The 20,383-nt window shown below is 65.3% G+C and carries 16 protein-coding genes and 1 other RNA gene; 9 read left to right on the top strand and 8 right to left on the bottom strand.

Annotated features, from left to right (window positions below):
• Positions 1–4 precede the first annotated feature (4 nt).
• From mraZ to rnpB, 5 genes are all read right to left on the bottom strand, one after another.
• A complete protein-coding gene (mraZ, locus tag ACUJB0_RS10570) occupies positions 5–433 on the bottom strand; it encodes a division/cell wall cluster transcriptional repressor MraZ (RefSeq protein WP_161082597.1) in 429 nt (142 codons plus the stop codon).
• A 642-nt stretch (positions 434–1,075) separates the two neighbouring features.
• Positions 1,076–3,322, bottom strand: coding sequence for a M9 family metallopeptidase (locus ACUJB0_RS10565; RefSeq protein WP_444845184.1), 2,247 nt, complete (start codon positions 3,320–3,322; stop codon positions 1,076–1,078).
• 203 nt (positions 3,323–3,525) lie between these two features.
• A complete protein-coding gene (locus ACUJB0_RS10560) occupies positions 3,526–4,293 on the bottom strand; it encodes an AraC family transcriptional regulator (RefSeq protein WP_161088842.1) in 768 nt (255 codons plus the stop codon).
• A gap of 278 nt (positions 4,294–4,571) precedes the next feature.
• Positions 4,572–6,077, bottom strand: a complete 1,506-nt coding sequence (gene glpK, locus ACUJB0_RS10555; protein WP_444845183.1) for a glycerol kinase GlpK — start codon at positions 6,075–6,077, stop codon at positions 4,572–4,574.
• Positions 6,078–6,143: 66 nt separating this feature from the next.
• Positions 6,144–6,477, bottom strand: an RNA gene (gene rnpB / locus ACUJB0_RS10550) — RNase P RNA component class A.
• Between the two features lie 115 nt (positions 6,478–6,592).
• Here rnpB and ACUJB0_RS10545 point away from each other — a divergent pair.
• Positions 6,593–8,290, top strand: coding sequence for a thiamine pyrophosphate-binding protein (locus tag ACUJB0_RS10545; RefSeq protein WP_444845182.1), 1,698 nt, complete (start codon positions 6,593–6,595; stop codon positions 8,288–8,290).
• Between the two features lie 22 nt (positions 8,291–8,312).
• On the opposite strand, the gene ACUJB0_RS10540 is transcribed toward ACUJB0_RS10545, so the two are convergent.
• Both ACUJB0_RS10540 and ACUJB0_RS10535 read right to left on the bottom strand, forming a co-directional pair.
• Positions 8,313–8,882: a hypothetical protein gene (locus ACUJB0_RS10540; RefSeq protein ID WP_444845181.1), complete on the bottom strand. Its 570-nt coding sequence runs from the start codon at positions 8,880–8,882 to the stop codon at positions 8,313–8,315.
• Between the two features lie 71 nt (positions 8,883–8,953).
• The gene (locus tag ACUJB0_RS10535; protein ID WP_444845180.1) at positions 8,954–10,042 is read right to left on the bottom strand and encodes a porin; all 1,089 of its coding nucleotides are present in this window, start codon (positions 10,040–10,042) and stop codon (positions 8,954–8,956) included.
• Between the two features lie 1,078 nt (positions 10,043–11,120).
• Here ACUJB0_RS10535 and ACUJB0_RS10530 point away from each other — a divergent pair.
• From ACUJB0_RS10530 to ggt, 7 genes are all read left to right on the top strand, one after another.
• Positions 11,121–12,065: a MerR family transcriptional regulator gene (locus tag ACUJB0_RS10530; RefSeq protein ID WP_444845179.1), complete on the top strand. Its 945-nt coding sequence runs from the start codon at positions 11,121–11,123 to the stop codon at positions 12,063–12,065.
• A gap of 119 nt (positions 12,066–12,184) precedes the next feature.
• Positions 12,185–13,222 (top strand): signal recognition particle-docking protein FtsY, encoded by a 1,038-nt coding sequence (gene ftsY, locus ACUJB0_RS10525; protein WP_444845558.1) that lies wholly within the window; start codon positions 12,185–12,187, stop codon positions 13,220–13,222.
• 9 nt (positions 13,223–13,231) lie between these two features.
• The gene (locus tag ACUJB0_RS10520) at positions 13,232–13,888 is read left to right on the top strand and encodes a cell division ATP-binding protein FtsE (RefSeq protein WP_444845178.1); all 657 of its coding nucleotides are present in this window, start codon (positions 13,232–13,234) and stop codon (positions 13,886–13,888) included.
• Positions 13,885–14,805, top strand: coding sequence for a permease-like cell division protein FtsX (ftsX, locus tag ACUJB0_RS10515; RefSeq protein WP_444845177.1), 921 nt, complete (start codon positions 13,885–13,887; stop codon positions 14,803–14,805). The genes ACUJB0_RS10520 and ftsX overlap by 4 nt, the downstream gene beginning before the upstream one ends.
• Before the next feature lie 278 nt (positions 14,806–15,083).
• Positions 15,084–15,974, top strand: a complete 891-nt coding sequence (rpoH, locus tag ACUJB0_RS10510; protein WP_175001010.1) for an RNA polymerase sigma factor RpoH — start codon at positions 15,084–15,086, stop codon at positions 15,972–15,974.
• 169 nt (positions 15,975–16,143) lie between these two features.
• The gene (locus tag ACUJB0_RS10505; protein WP_444845176.1) at positions 16,144–16,644 is read left to right on the top strand and encodes a hypothetical protein; all 501 of its coding nucleotides are present in this window, start codon (positions 16,144–16,146) and stop codon (positions 16,642–16,644) included.
• 17 nt (positions 16,645–16,661) lie between these two features.
• Positions 16,662–18,422: a gamma-glutamyltransferase gene (gene ggt, locus ACUJB0_RS10500; RefSeq protein ID WP_444845175.1), complete on the top strand. Its 1,761-nt coding sequence runs from the start codon at positions 16,662–16,664 to the stop codon at positions 18,420–18,422.
• Positions 18,423–18,426: 4 nt separating this feature from the next.
• Here ggt and ACUJB0_RS10495 read toward each other — a convergent pair whose 3' ends face one another.
• The gene (locus ACUJB0_RS10495; RefSeq protein WP_444845174.1) at positions 18,427–19,545 is read right to left on the bottom strand and encodes a cytochrome P450 family protein; all 1,119 of its coding nucleotides are present in this window, start codon (positions 19,543–19,545) and stop codon (positions 18,427–18,429) included.
• 122 nt (positions 19,546–19,667) lie between these two features.
• On the opposite strand from ACUJB0_RS10495, the gene lepB reads away from it, so the two are divergent.
• The gene (gene lepB, locus ACUJB0_RS10490) at positions 19,668–20,348 is read left to right on the top strand and encodes a signal peptidase I (RefSeq protein ID WP_444845173.1); all 681 of its coding nucleotides are present in this window, start codon (positions 19,668–19,670) and stop codon (positions 20,346–20,348) included.
• The last annotated feature ends 35 nt before the right edge of the window (positions 20,349–20,383 follow it).

Raw genomic sequence — 20,383 nt, 5'->3', positions numbered from 1 at the left:
AGCCTTAGAAGGAGAAATTGGCGAGAACATCGGGGGTGCCGGCTTCGATTGCCTGCTGCTCTTTTTCCGCCATCTTGGCGGCATCCCAGATTTCAAAGTGCGAACCCATGCCCATCATCATGACTTCCCGCTCCAGGCCGACGGCGCTGCGCAGCTCGGGGGCGATCAGGATGCGGCCGGCCGTGTCCATTTCGACGTCGGTGGCGTAGCCAAGGAAGATGCGCTGCCAGGCGCGGGCCTGCAGCGGCCACTGGGCGATCTGTTGGCGGTGTTGTTCCCACACGGGGCGGGGGAACAGCATGACGCAGCCGTCGGGATGGCGGGTCAGCGTGAGGCGGCCTTCGCACTGGATCGAGAGCGCGTCACGATGCTTGGCAGGGATGGACATCCTGCCTTTGGCATCGAGATTGATTGCGGACGCGCCTTGAAACACGGGATTACCTTTTGACCTCAGTAGGGTTAGCGGAGCATGATCGGCGTTTTCTGCTTTGCATCTCCCCCGCCGCTAAGTCGGGTGAAATTTCCCACAAAAAGACACTTTTTCACACAGATGCCCACTTTAGAGGAAGCAAGAATGACGGTCAAGCGCTTTCAGGCAAACGAAACAGCGATTTTAGTAATGAAATTAAGGACTTAGCGCGATTCCTTGAAGCCGGGTAGAAATAAAATAGTCAGGTAAATTAAGCACTTATGTCAAAGTGTGAATGTGCTACCTCACCTGCGCACATGTGTTTGACGCCCTGCCGGGGCTGAAAAAGGCCGCATAAAATAATTGAATTAAATGCATAAAGTTGCAAAGCGCCAACATTGCAATAGCAAATAGTTATCGGTGGTGGACGGGCGGGAATGTGCGGGCGGAGGGGAATTCTTGCGGCAAGTCGCGCCGGTGGCGCGCTGAAGCGGAAAGCAAAACCTGGGTTCGTTGAGGGACATTACCGCGGCGCGCTCCGACTTGTATAGACAAGTTTGACCACCACCGCCAGCCGATATTATACGAAATCCGCCGGCCAAAAACAGAAACGGCAGCCGTGCGGCTGCCGTTTTAAGTGCATCTTAATCAAGAATCAATCAAGCATCAGTCATAGGTCGCGTACACCGTCACGCCGCTGAACGGGGTTTTGGCATTCAGCATGATGTAGTACCAGTGGCCGGCCACCGGATTGGGCAGGTACAGGTTTTCCGCGTTGCCGGCGGTGGCCGACACCATGTCGAACGAGGCCACGGTCGGGTAGCGGTCCAGCGCCATGTACAGGTCGACATCGCCATTACCGCCGCGGCTGTAGACCTTGACGTTCTGGGCGCCGGCCGGCACCATCAGGAACACATACGCCTGGCCGCTCGAGGACAAGCCGGTGATGCCGCAGTTCTTGCCCAGGTAGCTGGTCGACGAGCAGCGCGGCAGTTGCGGTTCCGGCAGCGGTGGCTGGCCGGCGGTGGTGGCCTGGTTGACCCAGTCGGCGAACTCGGCGTCGTAGCTGGTGCCGATGCGGTCCATGAAGCTCTGGTAGCCGCTGTAGTCGCCCACGCGGAACTGGCCCAGCACGGCGTCGACGTCGGAACGGTGGCGCTCGATCATGAAGCGGGTCGCCATGTAGCCCCAGCGATAGGCGCGCGGCACATAGTCGGCCATGCTGTAGGTGTTGCCGAAGATCTGGCTCAGGCGGTAGGTGCCGGTCTTGGCCATGTCGATCGCGACCTGGTTGTTATTCTTGAGCGACATGTACTCGGCGATGCCCTCGATCCACCACACGGTCGGCACCGAGGTGGCCAGCGCGAAGTCGCCCAGCATGTCGAAGCGGCCGTCCAGGTAGTGGACGAACTCGTGCTCCAGGTTCCACACCTGGAACGTCGGACGCAGCCACGAGGCCTCGTGCGCGATGAAGCGCGCCTGGTTGCCCGGCTGGTCAGGCTCGCCTTCCAGGTACATGCCGCCGTTGTTGGTGCTGATGCCGTAGATGACCGAGGCGTACTTGCTGTAGTTGGCGTAGTCGTCGAACACCACCAGTTCCAGCGAGGTGTTGTTGTCGTTGGCCACCGGCGTGCGGTTGGTCTTCAACATCTCGTGCACATAGCCCTCTTCCACCGCCAGCTTGTCGCAGCTGTCCTGCAGCTGTTCCGGCGTCATGTCCTGGGCGCGGATGTGCAGCGTCGGGCTGCAGTCCTTGCTGTACTTGAGCACGATGTTGGCCAGCTGGGTGACATAGTCGCAGGTGCCGTACTCGGAGCAGTTGCTGTTGTCGTAGTACTTGACGGCCGAGGCGGCCGCCAGCCACAGGTCGCTGTCGGCGCCGGTCATGCTGGAGCTGGCCAGCATGGCTTTCACCATCGGCTTGATGCCGTCCTTCAGCGCCGGGTACTGCATGAAGCGGAACGCCTCGTTGGTCGCATCGTTGAGCTCGTAACCGTAGTAGTCGCCCAGCAGCGTCGCCTTGTTGGACGTGACGAAGGCGTTCAGCGCGGTCGCGTACGACAGGTCGTTCTGCAGCAGCGGCACGCCTTCGGCGCGGTAGTGGGAATAGAAGAACACCGTCAACGCCGAGGTGAAGGCGCCGGCCGTGCTCGGGTTGCGCAGCGCGTCGACCGCGTGCGGATTGTTGGCGCTGTTGGTGTAGCGCTGCACCAGCGCCTTCATGCTGGACAGGTAGTACGGCTCGTCATGCATATTGGTGATCAGGCGAATCGCCTCGCCGGCGGTGCTGCTGGCCACCGTGTTGGGCATATACAGCGCCGTGCCGTCGGCCAGCTGCTTGATCGGCGTGCGCAGCGCGGCCTTCAGCGTATCGGACGGCTGGCCGATGGTGCCGCCTTCGGCCAGGTAGTAACCCGCGCGCAGGTACAGCGTCAGGTTGACCAGCTTCATGTCGCTGGCGTTGTAGTTGGCGGCTTCCTGCGTGAAGCGGCTGGCGATGGCGCTCATGTTGGCGGCCGAGTAGACCGTCGCGCCCTGCTCCGGCGTCAGCGAGAACAGGCCGTAGGTGCATTCGTAGTCCGGCAGGTTGGCCACGTAGTCGGCCAGCGCGGCGCCGCTGTAGCTGGCCAGCTTGCCCATGTCCTTGCATTCCGGCGTCGCGCTCATCGGCGTCAGGCTGTTGCGCTGGGAGCGTGGCAGCAGGTCGTAGCGCGGTTTGGTGGTCGGGGCGACCTGGAATTTCTGCTGCTCGATCGACGGCGGCAGGTTCTGGCGCTGGTGCGGCATCGGCGCCTGCTTCAGGCGGCCGTGGTGGTCCGCGGCGGGATCGCCGACCTGGTCCGCGTGGGCGGCGATACTCAGGCTGGCGACGCATAGGCCGCTCAGATACAGGATATTCCTCGATAACGACATGTCTGCCTCTCTTTTCTTCAAGAATAGTTATTGGTCTTAGGCCGCCATGTTTGGGCGGCTTGGAAATACTATCTTGATGAGTTTGCAAGGCATGGCGCACACCGGATGGTGGCCGGCGGTTCGCTCTATTTAAACAGCCGGGGGTGCGGGAACGGCACAGCGTTTGCGCGGAAATACCACACTTTTGCGCGCGCGGATGACGCTCAGGCGTTCAGCCCCTGCCACAACGACGACGCCGGCGCCGCCGCCGGCGCGCGAGCGCCGTGGTGCTGCGCGCGGTACTGCACCGGCGTCATGCCGGTCAGCGCCTTGAACTGGCGGCTGAAGGCGCTGTGGTCGGAATAGCCGCAATCGTTGGCGATGTCGGCGATGCTGCGGGTCTGGTCGGCCTCGATCAGCGCCAGCGCGCCGTTCAGCCGCGATTGCAGCAGCAGCTGGCGCGGGCTGTAGTGGAATACGCGCTGGAACAGCCGCTCCACCCGCGCCAGCGGCAGGCCGGCTTCCTGCGCCAGCTGGTTCAGGCACAGGGGTTCCTTGTAGTTGTCGCGGATGTGCTGGGCGATGCTGGCGATCTGCCGGTACACCGGGTGGTGGTCGTCGGCCAGCCCGAGGTCGTGCGAGGTGCCGACCAGGCCGACGATGGCGCCGGCGTCGTCGCGCAGCGGGGTCTTGTGGGTCAGGCACCAGCCGTGGCGGCGGTTGGGATACAGGTGCAACTCCAGGTGCTTGCTGATGGTGTGGCCGGCCTCGATGACCTCGCGGTCCTGCGCCATGTAGTTCTGTGCCAGGTGGCGCGGATGCACCTCCAGCACCGTCTTGCCGACGATTTCCTGCTTGCTGCGCAGGCCGCAGCGGCGCACCAGCGTGCGGTTGGCGGCCAGGTAGCGGCCGTCGCGGTCCTTGACGAAAAACGCGACATCGCTCAGTTCGTCGAACAGGATTTCGATCGCATTCAACTCGACATTTTGCATCGCTGCTCCAGTTGCTCAGGTGACAAGACAACCAATATTACCTTATCCTTGCGCGCACTGGAACCTTGCTGTAAGAATACACACACCGGGTGTATCCGCACCATCCTTGGGGCAAACGTGCTTAAACGGGCTTCTAAAACGCTTTAAAATCTGCGGAATCTATCTGGACCGGGCATCGCGCTCCGCGTAGAGGAAACCCACTAATTTCAGAAGGTTTTAGAAGCCCCGTTTCAGTGAGGTTCGTCGAAGGATCGTGGCGCCCCTCCCCCATACACATCCTATCTGCCGTCGACCCAGCCTCGCGAGCGCTCCACCGCGCGGCCCCACTGCGCCAGCAGCTCGGCGCGGCGCCCTGCCGGCATGGCCGGCTCGAAGCGGCGCTCGCACGACCACTGCGCGGCGATTTCCTCCTGCGTCTCCCAGAAGCCCACCGCCAGCCCGGCCAGATAGGCCGCGCCCAGCGCCGTGGTCTCGGTCACCGTAGGCCGCAGCACCGGCACGCCCAGCAGGTCGGCCTGGAACTGCATCAGCAGATCGTTGCGGGCCGCGCCGCCGTCCGCGCGCACCTCGGTCAATGGAATCGCATGGTGCGACGCCGCCACATCCTTCTGCATGGCCGCCATCAGCTCCGCGCTTTGATAAGCGATCGCCTCCAGCGCCGCGCGCGCGATGTGGGCGCGGTTGCTGCCCCGGCTCAGGCCGACCAGCGCGCCGCGCGCGTACGGATCCCAGTGCGGCGCGCCCAGCCCGACAAAGGCCGGCACCATGAACACGCCGCCGCTATCGGGCACGCTGGCGGCCAGCGCCTCGACCTCGCTGGACTGCTGGATGATGCCCAGTCCGTCGCGCAGCCACTGCACCGTGGCGCCGCCCATGAACACACTGCCCTCCAGCAGGTAATCGGTGGCGCCGTCGACCCGCCAGCCGACCGTGTTCAGCAGCCGGTTGTGCGACGCCACCGGATGCCGTCCCAGATGCATCAGCATGAAGCAGCCGGTGCCGTAAGTGTTCTTGACCATGCCCGGCTTGAGGCAGGCCTGGCCGAACGTGGCGGCCTGCTGGTCGCCCGCGATGCCGGCCACCGGGATCTCCGCGCCGAACAGCGCGGCCTTGGTGTGGCCCACCTCCTCGCTGGACGACACCACCTGCGGCAGCATCTCCTCGGGAATATCGAACAGCTGCAGCAGGTCGTGGTCCCAGCGCATCAGGTGTATGTTGAACAGCATGGTGCGCGAGGCGTTGCTGACGTCCGTCACATGGCGCCCGGTCAGCTTGTAGGTCAGCCAGCTGTCGATGGTGCCGAAGGCCAGCGCGCCGTGGCGCGCCCGCTCGCGCGCGCCCGGCACATGGTCGAGCAGCCATTTGAGCTTGGTCGCGGAAAAATACGCGTCCAGTTCCAGGCCGGTGATGTCGGTGATTTTCTTGGCCTTGCCGTCGGCGCGCAGCGCCTCGCAGGTATCGGCCGTGCGGCGGTCCTGCCAGACGATGGCCGGCGCGATCGGCTCGCCGCTCTTGCGGTCCCACACCACGGTGGTCTCGCGCTGGTTGGCGATGCCGATCGCCAGGATCTGGCTGCCGTCAACGTGGTTGTCGTGCAGGACCTTGCGCGCCACGGTGAGCTGGCTGTTCCAGATTTCGTTGGGATCGTGCTCGACCCAGCCGGGCTGCGGGAAATGCTGCGGGAATTCCTGCGCCGCGCTGCCGCAGATGTGGCCCTGATGATCGAACAGGATGGCGCGTGAGCTGGTGGTGCCTTGATCCAAGGCCAGTATGTATTTTTTCATCGGCAGAGTCCCCAGGAGCGCCGCGGCGTGCGCGTCGGTCCCGCGGCAGCCGCGAACATCGTTATTAGTTGAAGCAAGCCGATAGGCCGGATTTTGTTACGGCGCGGGCGAACCCGCGCTATGACAGCCATTCCTCTAGGCGCTGGATTACTCCAGCGCTCAAGCTTCCTACCCGCACGCTCCGCGAGCAGCATCATCGCGTGCCTATTTGGAATTGCACCAGGTGGAGGTTACCGCGTTTCACCGTAACTTAATACGCTCGTCTCTGTGGCCCTATTCCTCGCCTTATATCCCGAAGGACTTTCAGCGGACGGCCGTTAACCGTCACCCCGCTCTATGGAGTCCGGACCTTCCTCCCGCCAGGCATTACGCGCTGGCCAGCGGCTGTCTGGCTTGCTTCAGCCGCTATTGTAACAGCCCCCCCAGCCAAATCTGAAATTTGGTGTCGCCATTAGAAAAGCCGCCCCTTGGGCCCGGCCGTAGAATGCGGGATACCTATACCCATAAGGCCAGACATGACGCAACCATCCCGCACCGGCGGCCAGATCCTGGTCGATGCCCTGAAGATCCACGGCGTGGACACCGCCTTCGGCGTGCCCGGCGAAAGCTACCTCGACGTGCTCGACGCGCTGCACGACTCCGACATCCGCTTCATCATCAACCGCCAGGAGGGCGGCGCCGCCTTCATGGCCGACGCCTACGGCAAGATGACCGGCAAGCCGGGCATCTGCTTCGTCACGCGCGGCCCGGGCGCCACCAACGCCTCGATCGGCGTGCACACCGCGTTCCAGGACTCGACCCCGATGATCCTGTTCATCGGCCAGGTCGGCAACGACTTCGTCGACCGCGAGGCGTTCCAGGAGATCGACTACCGCCGCATGTACGGCCAGATGGCCAAGTGGGTGGCGCAGATCGACCGCGCCGACCGCGTGCCCGAGTACATCGCGCGCGCCTTCCAGATCGCCACCAGCGGCCGTCCCGGCCCGGTGGTGCTGGCGCTGCCGGAAGACATGCTGACCGCCGTCGCCACCGTGGCCGATACCCGCCGCTACCAGCCGGTGCAGGCGTCGCCGTCGTCCGCGCAGATCGGACAAGTACGCGCGCTGCTGGCCGGCGCCAAAAAGCCACTGGTGCTGCTGGGCGGCGGCGGCTGGAACGCGCAAGCCTGCGCCGACCTGCAAGCCTTCGCCGAGGCCAACCACCTGCCGGTGGCGTGCGCCTTCCGCTTCCAGGACCTGCTCGACAACGCCCACCCCAACTACATCGGCGACGTCGGCATCGGCATCAACCCCAAGCTGGCCGCGCGCGTGCGCGAGGCCGACGTGATCCTGGCGATCGGCCCGCGCCTGGGCGAGATGACCACCGGCGGCTACGCGCTGATCGCCGCGCCCGTGCCGGCCCAGCGCCTGATCCATGTGCACGCCGACGCCGAGGAACTGGGCAGCGTCTACCAGGCCGAGTTGATGATCAACAGCGGCATGCCGCAGATGACCGCGATGCTGGCCGCGATGGCGCCGGTCGATGCCAGCGCCTGGCAAGGCACCGTGGCCGAGGCCAAGGCCGACCTGGCCGCGTGGCAGCGCCAGCCGCCGATCTTCCAGGACGGCAGCGCGCCGCTGGACCTGTGGCAGGTGGTGCAGCAGATCGACAAGATCGCGCCGCACGACACCATCATCACCAACGGCGCCGGCAACTACGCCACCTGGGCGCACCGCTTCCACAGCTACGGCGGCATGCGCACGCAGCTGGCGCCTACCAGCGGCGCCATGGGCTACAGCGTGCCGTCCGGCGTGGCCGCCAAGATCATCGATCCGGCGCGCACCGTGATCACCTTCGCCGGCGACGGCGAGTACATGATGAACGGCCAGGAGCTGGCCACCGCGGTGCAGTACCGCGCGGGCGTGGTCATCATCGTGTTCAACAACGGCATGTTCGGCACCATCCGCATGCACCAGGAGCTGCACTATCCTGGCCGCGTGTCCGGCACCCAGCTGCACAACCCGGACTTCGCCGCGCTGGCGGTGGCCTACGGCGGCCATGGCGAGGTGGTCAACACCACGGCGGAATTCGCGCCGGCGCTGGAGCGCGCGCTGGCCTACGCCAACGGCGAGCAGCTGCCGGCCGTGATCGAGCTGCGCTACGACGGCAACCTGATCACGCCGGGCGCCACGCTCGACACCATCCGCAAGAACGCGCTGGCCGCCAAGGCCTGAGCGCCATAAAAAAACCGCCGGCTCACAGGCCGGCGGTGGTGGTCTGGCCGGCGTCGATCGACGGCGCCGGCATTTCCTCTTCCTTCTCTTTTTCCTGGTCCTTGTGCGGCTTGGGCGCCGGACAGGCGCGGCAGGCGCCGGCCTTGCGGCCGAAGTCCGTCACCCGCGCCAGCCGCATCGGCACCGCCGCGTCGCCGCAATAGCCGCCGTCCAGCACCAGCGTGTTGCCGCCGTCGGCCAGCTTGCCGCTGATGGTGCGCTCGTCCTCGTCCGGCGGCTGCACCGTGAAGTACAGCTGCTTGCCGCGCGGGTCGATGTTGACGTCGCTGGCCACCACCGGCCAGCTCAGCCCGCCGGCCGTGTATTCATACAGCACCGTGTCGACTTCTGAAAACCGTTGCACCGTGATGCGCTGCCCGCCGAACTCGCCGCTGTCCGGATGGATGCACAGGTCCGAGTACACCACCATGCCGTAGCGCGGCAGGGCGCCGGCCGGCGCGGCCGGCTTGCGCGCCAGCTTGGGCGCGGCGATCACCGCGCAGGAGGCCAGCAGGATGGCGCCGGCCAGCGCCGCGCGTGGGGTAGTCATCATGGTAACGGCTTTCAGAAATGAACAACGGCTGCACCAGGCAGCCGTTGTGGATTCTAACTGATCAGATCAGATTAGAACGAGTGACGCATGCCCAGGTTGAAGGCTTTGTCGCCCGAACCGGCTTCGGTGTTGTTACCAACGGTGTAGCTGGCGCCGTTCTTGTTCTTGATCTTAGCGAAAGCAACGTAGGTGCTGGTGCGCTTCGACAGAGCGTACGAGTAGCCAACTGCCCACTGATCTGCATCGTGGTTAGCGACTTCTTTGTCGTTCTTGCGGGTGTACGACGCCATCACGGTGCCGTTAGGACCGACAGGAGCGGTAGCGCCGATCAGAGCAACGTTGCTGTCGCGGGTAGCGCCAGGAGCGACTGCGTAGCCGAATGGGTTGCTGGTGTTAGCCAGTGGCGAGCTGTTGGTGCCCTTGTCTTTGCTGAAGGCAGCGAAAGCCTTGACCACGCCGAAGTCGTAGTTAGCAGCGATCAGGGTGTTGCGGCCGATGTCGGTGCTCACCGCTGGGGTGGCGCCAACTGCCGACAGGTCGTTGTTACGTGCGTTGTAAGCAACGCGCACGTTCAGAGGACCGTTCGAGTAGCCAGCCCAGCCGCCGATTTGGCGCTGTGCCGAAGCGTTGCCAGCCTGCTCGCCTACCGAGTAGGAGATCTCGCCCTGGAAGCCTTCGATCGATGGCGACTGGTACACGATGGCGTTGCTGTTGCGGGTGTTGTTGCCAGCCACGCCGAACAGGTTCTTGGCGGTACCAGCGTAGCCCAGTGCGAACGGGTCAGCCACGTCGCGCAGGGTTTCGTAGTACGGGGTGTACTGACGGCCCAGGGTCAGCTGGCCGGCGGTGGTCGATTTCAGACCAACGTAGGACTGACGGTTGGCGATCGAACCAGCAACATCGGACTCACCGGTGTCAACTTTAACGCCCGATTCCAGCACGAAGACAGCGCTCAGACCGCCGCCCAGATCTTCCGTACCTTTGAAACCCAGACGGGAGGCCGAGCCCACGCCGCTGGTGACTTTGGTGGTGTTGGCAACGCCGCCGCGCTCGCTGACGATACCGGCATCAACGATACCGTAGATCGTGACGTTCGATTGTGCGAACGCTGCGGAGCTGGTTGCAGCCAGGACGGCCATGGCGATAAGGGATTTTTTCATTACGTGTTTCCTTCAGTTGTGTTGCTGTAAAAAGGTAAAGCTAGTATGACGGCGTGTTCGGTTCTGTGCGTGAGGGCAAACTCCCCAGCTGCCACTGTGCGATCCCGACTGCGGGACGCGTTCACTTTAATTGCGGCCGATTCTATCGACGCCGGCTTTATCGCAGCGCAAAATGCGCCAGAGGCGGCACTATACTGATGCTTTGCTTGTCAATCAAGTGTAAAAGCGCTCATATTGACCACCCTTACCCTTGTCCGTTTTCAAAACAACAGTATTTTACTGCATCGCAATATTTCCTGCCGAGTCAGGCAACTAGCCCGGTATTTCCGCCCGATGCATCCCTCGCAGCGACCCGTTGTGCGGGCTGCCCGAGTGGCCAATACAAGCGCGACTACATCGTTGTCGGACCAAGTAAAAATAGCCTCTTTGCTATTTCTGACGCCATTTTATACTGAAGTGCCCAGTCGCCCGCCTCGACGCAATGGTAATAAGCTTACAACTCCGGACTTTGTTCGGAGTTTTCTGCAAGCAAAATAGCCCTCCGACCAACTTTGCTCATAGTGTAAACGCTTTATAAGTGTAGGAAATTTTGTCGCGCGCGCAGGGTGTTGCGCTGCATCAGCAATTTGTAAGAAATTGCTACGTGTTGCGGATTAGAGACAATCCCTTCAAGAAACCTTGCAAAATCCGACGACATGCCGTGCGAATCGCCTTCCAATGTATGAATTTGCTGCATGCGGCCGCGCGCTTGATCCAAAGCACAAAAGACGGGTCCGGCAGTGAAATGTTGCTGGCGGCCACAGTTTTTTTGTGCCGCCGCAAATTATATTGTCCACGACAAAGCAAGGGGAAACCCGCTAAACAGTTCATTAGTTCTGTATGTCAACTGTGTGTCGTGGACAAGGTCTTTCCCATAGGGCAAACCGGGCCGAACCCGATAGGCAGCGCCATACTTTCGGGCGCAAATCGAATGTAAAATGCAGGTCGCGTTCCCCGGCCCCGGCCGCCGACGCACTGTGCACCCGGACCCCGTGCCAACCCTCGCGACTGCCCAATAAATGGTTGCCGCTTAAGCCTGATGACTATTAAAGTTTCTACACAAACAGTTCCTAGCACGATCAGCGACGTCGAACGCGACACCGGCGTCGCCAAGGAAACCCTGCGCGTGTGGGAGCGGCGCTACGACTTTCCCCAGCCGATGCGCGACCCGAACGGCGAACGGGTGTATCCGATCGAGCAGGTGCACAAGCTGCGCCTGGTGAAGCGCCTGATCGACCTGGGCTACCGCCCGGGCAAGGTGATCCAGTACAGCACCGCCGAACTGCAGGCGCTGACCGGCCAGGCCACCGGCAGCCTGCACGGCGCCAGCGTGACCCCGCCCGCCCTGCAAAGCTACCTCGACCTGTGCAAGAGCCACCAGATGGAGGCGCTGCGCCGCAAGCTGTCGCAGGCGCTGCTGATGATGGGGCTGAAAAGCTTCGTGATCGAGCTGGTGGCGCCGCTGACCGCGCTGATCGGCGAGGCCTGGGCCAGCGGCGCGCTGGCCACCTTCGAGGAACACTTATATACCGAATCGCTGACCGTGGTCATGCGCAGCGCCATCTTCGCCATGCCGCAGGCCAACGCCAGCAACCTGGGCGCGCCGCGCATCATGCTGACCACGCTGCCGCAGGAGCGCGACGGCCTGGGCCTGCTGATGGCCGAGGCCATGTGCGTGGCCGAGGGCGCGCACTGCATCTCGCTGGGCGTGCAGACGCCGCTGCTCGACATCGTCGAGGCGGCCCGCGTGCAGCGCATCGACATCATCGCGCTGTCGTTCTCGGTCGGCATGAACGCGCGCCAGGCGCTGGACGCGCTGGCCGAGCTGCACACCCGCCTGGGCGGCAGCATCGAGCTGTGGGCCGGCGGCGGCAACGCCGCGTTCAAGCGGCGCCGGCCGTCGTACGTGCGGGTCTACGCGCTGTCCGACATCAGCGCCGCCATCGCCGACTGGCGCCAGCGCCACGCCGCCGCAGCCGGCTGAAAATCTTGTCATTCCGGTAGCATGGCCGGGCGGCCGCGCCGCGCTCTGGTAAAATAGCGGCATTTTTCCCCGTGTCCGGCGCTGCCGGCCATCCTTGAAGCGCCCCCAACCACATGTCCATGTTTAGTTTCTTCAAGAAAAAACCCGTCGCCCCCGAAACGCCGCCGGCCGCCGCCGTCCCGGCCCCGGCCCCCGCCACCATCGAACCGTCCGCCCCGCCCGCGCTGCCCGATCTGCTGCCGATCGAGGAACCCGCGCCCAAGCTGTCGTGGATGTCGCGCCTGAAGGCCGGCCTGTCCAAGACCTCGAGCAACCTGTCGATCCTGTTCGTCGGCGCCAAGATCGACGACGAGCTGTACGACGAACTGGAGGCGGCCCTGCTGATGTCGGACGCCGGCGTCGACGCCACCCAGTACCTGCTGGACGCCCTCAAGCAAAAGGTCAAGGACGACAAGCTGCTGGACGCGGCCGCCGTCAAGGCCGCCCTCAAGCAACTGCTGATCGAGCTGCTGACCCCGCTGCAGCGCCCGTTCGAGCTGGGCCGCCACCAGCCGACCGTGATGATGATCTCCGGCGTCAACGGCGCCGGCAAGACCACCACCATCGGCAAGCTGGCCAAGCACATGCAGACCCACGGCCAGTCGGTGCTGCTGGCGGCCGGCGACACCTTCCGCGCCGCCGCCCGCGAGCAGCTGATGGTCTGGGGCCAGCGCAACAACATCACCGTGATCTCGCAAGCCTCGGGCGACCCGGCCGCCGTCTCGTTCGACGCCGTGCAGTCCGGCAAGGCCAAGGGCCTGGACGTGGTGATGATCGACACCGCCGGCCGCCTGCCGACCCAGCTGCACCTGATGGAAGAACTCAAAAAGGTCCAGCGCGTCATCGGCAAGGGCATGGAAGGCGCGCCGCACGAGACGCTGCTGGTCATCGACGGCAACACCGGCCAGAACGCGCTGGCCCAGGTCAAGGCCTTCGACGACGCCCTCAAGCTGACCGGCCTCGTGATCACCAAGCTCGACGGCACAGCCAAGGGCGGCGTGCTGGCCGCCATCGCCCGCGTGCGCCCGGTGCCGGTGTACTTCATCGGCATCGGCGAGAAGATCGAGGACCTGCAGCCCTTCGTGGCCGCCGAGTTTGTTGAAGCCCTGCTGGGATAAGCGCCCGCCATGATCGAATTCCGCAACGTCTCGAAACAATACACCCCCGACGCGACGGCGCTGCGCGACGTCTCGTTCACGGTCGCCAAGGGCGAACTGGTGTTCCTGGCCGGCCCCTCGGGCGCCGGCAAGTCCACCCTGCTGAAAATGATCGCCGCGGTCGAGCGCCCCAGCGCCGGCCAGGTGATCGTCAACGGCCAGGACATCGCCCGCATCAAGCCGGCCGCCGTGCCGTTCTTGCGGCGCAACCTGGGCCTGATCTTCCAGGCGCAGCGGCTGCTGACCGACCGCTCCATCCTGGCCAACGTCATGCTGCCGCTGCTGGTGACCGGCGCCTCGCGCGCCCAGGCCGAGCAGCGCGCCCGCGCCGCCCTCGACAAGGTGGGCCTGCTGGAGCGCGCCGACGCCCAGCCGCTGGCCCTGTCCGGCGGCGAGCAGCAGCGCGTGTCGATCGCGCGCGCCATCGTCAACCGCCCGCAGGTGATCCTGGCCGACGAACCCACCGCCAACCTGGACCGCGCCAGCGCCAACAAGGTGCTGGACGCGCTCAAGGCCTTCCACTCGGTCGGCGTGACCTGCCTGATCTCCAGCCATGACGAACAGATGCTGGACGCCGCCGCGCGCGTCATCCATCTCAAGCATGGCCAGCTGGAGGTGGCGGCATGACGCTCTGGTTCCGGCAACACCGCTACGCCCTGGCCGCGGCCCTGGTGCACCTGCGCCGCTCGCCCGGCGGCTTTTTGTTCAATATATTAGTGGTGGCGATCGCGCTGGCGCTGCCGTTCACCGGCGTCACCCTGCTCGACAACGTGCGCCCCATGTCCGAGCAACTGTCGGTCGATCCAGAGATCAGCATCTTCCTCAAGCAGGACACCCCGCGCGAGCAGGCCGAAGGACTGGCCGTGTCGCTGCGCCAGACGGTGCGCGACAAACAGGCCAAGATCGTCTTCACCCCGCGCGAAAAGGCGCTCGAGCAACTGAAGGACAAGAGCGGCCTGGCCGACGTGCTGACCACGCTGGGCGAGAACCCGCTGCCCGACAGCTACGTGCTCAAGCTGGACGCCTTCCGCAACGCCCAGGCCGGCGGCGACGTCGACCAGCTGGCCGAGCAGATCCGCGCCCTGCCGGGCGTCGACACGGTGCAGGTCGACTCTGCCTGGGTCAAGCGCCTGGCCGCGCTGCTCAACGTGCTGCGCCTGGCGCTGCTGCTGCTGGCCGCCACCTTAGGCACGGTGGTGGTGGCGGTGATCTTCAACACCATCCGCCTGCAGGTGATGACCCAGCGCGAGGAAATCCTGGTGTCCAAGCTGATCGGCGCCACCGACAGCTTCATCCACCGCCCGTTCTACTACACCGGCGCGCTGCTGGGCCTGTGCGCGGGCGGCGTGGCGCTGGGCGCCGTGTCGCTGGCGCTGCGCCCGCTGAACGTGGCGATCGCCGAATTCGCCCGCCTGTACGCCTCCGAGTTCCAGCTGGCGCCGCTGCCGCCGCTGGCCATGGCCGGTCTGCTGGCCCTGTCGGCCGGCCTCGGCCTCATCGGCGCGCTGCTGTCCGTGCAGCGCCACCTGTCCCGCCTCAACTAATCCCTGGTCCCTTTCCGTGCGCCCCCGCACGGAAAGGCCAGCCCCCGCCGATTAGCATTAAGCCCGGCCTAAGCTCCACCGCGCATGCTTCATTAATCAGATGCCATGATGCTTAAAAACGTCATAGTATTTTTACTATCAAAGCGATTGATAAGCGATGATTGGCACTCAACGAAGGAGAGTGCTAATATACGTGGACTGAAGAGAAAACAGTTCTCTACAGAACCCAGAATCGTTAAGAACAAGCAACATCATCGAGCGAAGGAATGAACATGACTATGTCCGCACCGACTGCATTGGTCCCCGCCACCAATCGCGCCCTGGGACTCGGGTTCACAGGCAACCTGGGCAACCTGGACGCCTATATTTCGGCCGTCAACCGCCTGCCGATGCTGACGCACGACGATGAAATCTCGCTGGCCAAGCGCCTCAAGGAAAAGAACGACCTGGGCGCCGCCCAGGAGCTGGTGCTGTCGCACCTGCGCCTGGTGGTGTCGATCGCGCGCGGCTACCTGGGCTACGGCCTGCCGCACGCCGACCTGATCCAGGAAGGCAATATCGGCCTGATGAAGGCGGTCAAGCGCTTCGACCCGGACCAGGGCGTGCGCCTGGTGTCGTACGCGATGCACTGGATCAAGGCCGAGATGCACGAGTACATCCTGAAGAACTGGCGCCTGGTCAAAGTGGCCACCACCAAGGCCCAGCGCAAGCTGTTCTTCAACCTGCGCAGCCACAAGACCGGCCTGGACGCGATGACGCCGACCCAGATCGACAGCCTGGCCAAGATGCTGGACGTCAAGCGCGAGGAAGTGATCGAGATGGAAACCCGCCTGAGCGGGCGCGACATCGCGCTGGAATCGCCCAACGACGACGAGGACGACAAATTCGCGCCGATCGCCTACCTGTCGTCCGAGGCCAGCGAGCCGACCCGCGTGCTGGAAGCCGAACAGGTGACCCGCCTGCAGTCGGAAGGGCTGGAGGAAGCGCTGGGCAAGCTGGACGCCCGCTCGCGCCGCATCGTGGAAAGCCGCTGGCTGGCCAACGACGACGGCTCCGGCGCCACCTTGCACACGCTGGCCGAGGAATTCGGCGTCTCGGCCGAGCGCATCCGCCAGATCGAAGTGGCCGCGCTGAAGAAAATGAAGGGCGCGCTGGCCGCCTACGTGTAAGCCTGGCCGCCGCGCGCGGCACCGAAGAAGCCGCCCGGTCCACGCCGCGCGGCTTTTTTTACGTCGCCACCGCACCGGGTTTGACCCAGCGCTGTAAAGCGGCGGTTCGTGCGCCGGGAGCGTGATCTTTTTGCTAAGCTTGCCTTCTCCATCGAAGGAAGAGGATCCCATGAACTCCACATTCACCAGGCAGTTGATCATCCTGCCGCTGCTGGCGGCCGTGCTGGCCATGCTGCACGCCTGCGGCTCCGCGTCCGCAGTCGGCCGCCCCGCCCCCGCGCCGCAGCCGTTCGCCCAGACCTATGTGCTGACGCAGGGCGCCAGCGTGGCCATCGCCCCGGCCGCCGCGCCCGGCATCAGCGGCGCCACCGGCACCACCGCCGGCGCGCCCAGCCTCAAGCTCGAGCGCGTCAACGACAGCCGCTGCCGCATCGGCGCGGTGTGCGTCTGGGCCGGCTACATCAGCTACAGCTTCGCGCTGACCACCGCCGACGGCACCACCAGCAACTTCGTGCTGTCCGACAGCATGCCCAACGCCCGTCCCAGCGTCACGCAAAACGGCCTGACCTTCACACTGACCGGCGTCGAACCGCAGGCGGTCCCCGCCAAGAATGAAGCCACGCCGGATTATCGGGTAAGCTTGAGGGTGAGCAACGCCCCCTCATCCTAACCCGGACCCCGCGCCCCATGACCCAGCCCCGCCGCCCCGCCCGCACCGTTCTCGTTTCCACCATCATCCTCACGCTGATCCTGCCACCGGCGGCCTGGGCCAAGACCCCGGTCGCCACCGGCAGCGGCGGCGCGGTCGCCACCATCAGCGAGCCGGCGTCCAAGGCCGCGCTGGCCATCCTCAACCAGGGCGGCAACGCGGTCGACGCCGCCGTCGCCGCGGCCGCCACCCTGGGCGTGACCGACCCGTTCAGCTGCGGCATCGGCGGCGGCGGCTTCATGGTCATCTACCTGGCCAAGGACAAGCGCGTGATCACCATCGACCACCGCGAAACCGCGCCGGCCAGCTTCACGCCGCGCGTGTTCCTGCAGGACGGCAGGGAAATGGACTTCGACACCGTGGTCGCCAGCGGCATGTCGGTCGGCGTGCCTGGCACCGTGCGCGGCTGGCACGAGGCGCTGGACCGCTACGGTTCGATGTCCTTCAAGCAGGTGCTGGCGCCGGCCATCGCCGTGGCCACCGAGGGCTTCCCCGTCAACGCCAACTTCTCGCGCCTGGTCGAGGAAAGCCAGGCCAAGTTCAGCATGTTCCCCGACACCGCCGCGCTCTACCTGCGCAACGGCAAGGCCATCCAGCCCGGCAGCACCCTGCGCAACCCCGGCATGGCCAAGGCCTACCGCGAACTGGCGGCCGGCGGCGTCAAGGTTTTCTATGAAGGCAAGATCGGTCGCGCAGTGGTCGACGCGGTCAACCAGCCCAAGGTCGCCAGCGGCGTGCACGTGCGCGCCGGCCAGATGACGATGGCCGACCTGGCCAACTACGAGGCGCGCCTGCGCCAGCCGGTGCACAGCACCTACCGGGGCTACGACCTGTACGGCATGCCGCTGCCGAGCAGCGGCGGCATCGCCATCGCCGAGGCGCTCAACATCCTGGAAGGCTACGACCTCAAGGCCATGCCGAAGGACAAGGCCGAACACCTGTATCTGGAAGCGAGCCGCCTGGCCTTCGCCGACCGCAACGCCTACCTGGCCGATCCCGAGTACGTCGAAGCGCCGGTGGCCGGCCTGCTGAGCAAGGACTACGCCGCCCGCCGCCGCGAGCTGATCAACCCGGACCAGGCCAGCGTGCAGGCACCGGCCGGCGATCCGTATCCATTCCAGAACGACCCGAGCGTGCCGCTGCGCCCCAACGCCAACAAGCTGCTGGCCGAGGGCGCGCACACCACCCACCTGACCGTGTCGGACAAGGACGGCAACATCGTCGCCTACACCTACACCATCGAATCATGGGGCGGCAGCGGCATCGTGGTGCCGGGCTACGGCTTCCTGCTGAATAACGAGATGACCGACTTCGACTTCTCCGGCCCGGCGCCCAACGTGCCGGAAGCGGGCAAGCGTCCGCGCAGCAGCATGTCGCCGACCTTGGCGTTCAAGAACGGCAAGCCGGCGTTCTCGATCGGCAGCCCCGGCGGCGCGACCATCATCACCACCGTGCTGCAGACCATCTTCAACTACGTCGACCTGGGCATGAGCATGCCGGACGCGCTGAACGCGCCGCGCTTGTCCGAGCGCAACGGCCCGGCGACCGACGTCGAGCCGGGCTTCGCCGGCACCGCGCAGGCCGTGGCGCTGGAGAAGAAAGGCCAGCACTGGAACAAGCCGGAAGAAATCGGCGCCGCCAACGCGCTGGTGTTCAACCCGGACGGCACCGTCACCGCCGTCAGCGAAGGCCACCGCCACGGCGCCGGCAGCGCGCTGGTGCAGAAGTCGGCGCACTAGGCACTCAATTGAAGAGCGGTATGCGGGCGTTGGGCGAGCGGCGATAGCTCCAGTTCAGCGTCCGCAGCACATCCGGGTGCGCGTTCGCCATCAAGGCCTCGATCGCGCCGGTGGCGAAGGCGCAGGCCAACGCCTGGCCTGGACAGGCATGCACACCATGGCCGAAGCCGAACTCGCGTCCCTCGCCGCGCGGATCGCGGTTGGCGGCGGCCAGCACCAGCAACACCGTTTGCCCCGCCACTAAAGGCGTCCCGCCGATCTCGCAATCGCGCGCCACGAAGCGGCGCGTGTTCTGGATCGGCGGATCGAAGCGGCTGACCGCCCGCACCAGCATGGCCGCATCCTCCGCGCCGCTGCGTTCCTCCTCCGGCTGACGCGCCAGCGCCAGCACGCTGTTGCCGATCAGCCCAGCCGTGGCCTCGTACGTCTGCGACAGCAGGCCGACCAGATTGGCCAGCAAGCCATGCGACTCGCTCCAGCCCACCGCCTCCGCCTCGGCGATCACCTGCGACAGCAGGCTGCCCGGCGCCGCCGACGGCGACGCATCGCGCATCAACTCCTCGAAGCCCGCCAGCAGCGACAACGCCGCCGCATGCGCGCGCCCGATCTGCGACGCATCGCTGTACGGTGACAGGCAGGCCACGAACTCGCCCATCCACGCCGCCACCGCCGGCAGCTGGCTGTCCGCGAAGCCGAGCAGGCTGGCCATCGCCGACACCGGGACCTCGAACATCCACGACGCCAGCCCGTCGTCGCGCCACAAGCGGCCGCCGATCCGCCGCGCGAGCAGCTCAGCGGCCTGCGTGTCCACGCCAGCCAGCGCCCGCTGCAAAGCCAGCTTCGGTTGCGCGTGCCGCTCGCCGTCGTTCATGCGCACCAGCGCGCCGAACACCTGCCCGGCGCCGCCGCCGGCGATCGCCGCCGGCACCGGCTCGGCCAGCGGCCGCACGCGGCAATCGGGATGCCGCATCACCGCCATCACATCGACGGCGCCGGCGGCGATCCACAGGCCAAGGCCGGCGTCGAAACGCAAGCCTTGTGCCGCCGCCAAAGCGTCGTAATATGGATAGGGATCGGCATGCGTCACCGCGGCCAGCGCGTCTTGGGGAAAGGTAGTATTCATGCGACAAGGATGCCACCAATTTCACCGCGATAGTTAGGCCGGCGCCGAAGTAAGCCCGCAGCTAAGCCATGTTTAAGAATCAGCCAACAAACTGAGTCACCGATACCACTCTGGGGAATGCAATGAAAAACTGGGCGCGCGCCAACAAAGGCTTCTTACTGTTCCTGATGCTGTTCGGGATCTTCCGCACCGCCATCGCCGACTGGAACCCGATCCCGTCCGCCTCCATGCACCCCAACCTGCTGGAGGGCGACGTGGTGTTCGTCAACCGCCTGGCCTACAACGTCAAGCTGCCGCTGACCGACGTCATCCTCGGCACCACCGGCGAACCGCGGCGCGGCGACATCGTCACCTTCTCGTCGCCGACGGACGGCACGCGGCTGATCAAGCGCGTGATCGCGCTGCCGGGCGACCGCGTCGAGATGCGCAACGAGCAGCTGGTCATCAACGGCCAGCCGGCCGGCTACGCGGCCCAGGGACAGTCCACCGAAACCGTCAAGGGCCTGGGCCAGCTGGAGGCGCTGCGCGTGGGCGAATCCATCGCCGACGCCCGCGCCCATTCGATCCAGCTGATGCCGCAGGTGCAGGCCCGCCGCGATTTCGCGCCGCTCACCGTGCCGCCGGGCGAGTACATGATGTTGGGCGATAACCGCGACAACAGCGCCGACTCGCGCTACATCGGCCTGGTGCCGCGCGCCCTGCTGATTGGCCGCGCCGAGCGCGTGCTGGCCTCCGCCGACATCACCGGCAACTGGCATCCGCGCACCGAACGCTTCGGCATGAGCCTCTACCCGGCGCCGTAGTCGCCGAGTCCCCGCCCCCTCCCCGCCGGGTCCCG

Source organism: Duganella caerulea (assembly GCF_040362985.1).
Taxonomy (GTDB): Bacteria; Pseudomonadota; Gammaproteobacteria; order Burkholderiales; family Burkholderiaceae_D; genus Rugamonas; species Rugamonas vulcania.
This window is presented reverse-complemented; position numbering and strand designations above follow the sequence as displayed.